The organism is Priestia sp. P5_B4, from assembly GCF_056400385.1.
In genome coordinates, this window is the sequence record NZ_JBFULJ010001258.1 from 1 (window position 1) to 830 (window position 830).

Genomic DNA, 830 nt, shown 5'->3' on the forward strand with positions numbered 1-830 from the left:
ACATAAGAGTGAACAAATGCTAGAGTTTAACCCTCCCATTTATCTCCATCCGTAATCCACTTATCATTTTGCAAATCATAGCATGTATCATAATCATGAAAACTAAAATAGGTAGATAACGTACTACCCTTTCCGTCTGCCTTATTTCGACACTCYACAAACCATTCTACAATGGCTTTTGTTTCACCTTCCTATATTTTCTGTGCGGAAGTTTTATAGAACGCCCAAAATCCATCTTCTTTGTCAACAGGTATACTATACATTTCAATCTCGTCAAACAAGTCGTAGATATCTGAAAAAATACTGCTATTTTCCCCTTTTCAATTTATATTGTTATTGTATAAAATGAAATTTTCTTTTCTCTTACTTAAATCTTAMGTTTTTCTTAATTTTCTTTTTATAAAAATTAGAATTTTACCCTTTATATTAAATAGAATAATAGTCAAGCTCGAATAAAACCTGATCATCTATAATAAAATTTAAGGAAAAACCTTTTTGATCATACTATGTAGGTTTTTATTAGGTTCATTCTATGAAATGTAATAGATTATTCAGAAGGAAAAAGGAGTGAATACAAATGAGTTTAGCCACCTATATAGGTTCGAATGTAGAATTACCTATTAATGACGAACTGGATGATATAGTTACTATTGGAAGATGCTTTTCAGATGAAATGCATCGATTAAACATAAAAAAACATCATTTTACTACTCCTTATGTTTATGAAGTGTCAAGTGACTGGGGAATTGAAATTACGGAATATATGAATAAAAGCAGACTGAAAGAATCAAAAGAGAAACTACTTGCACTGTGTCAATTGATGCATCACT

Annotated in this window: 1 pseudogene; it reads left to right on the top strand. The window is 30.1% G+C overall.

The window, feature by feature from the left end:
• Nucleotides 1-577: 577 nt before the first annotated feature.
• Nucleotides 578-830 (top strand): annotated as a pseudogene (locus AC1DRF_RS30340) (hypothetical protein); the annotation flags it as partial.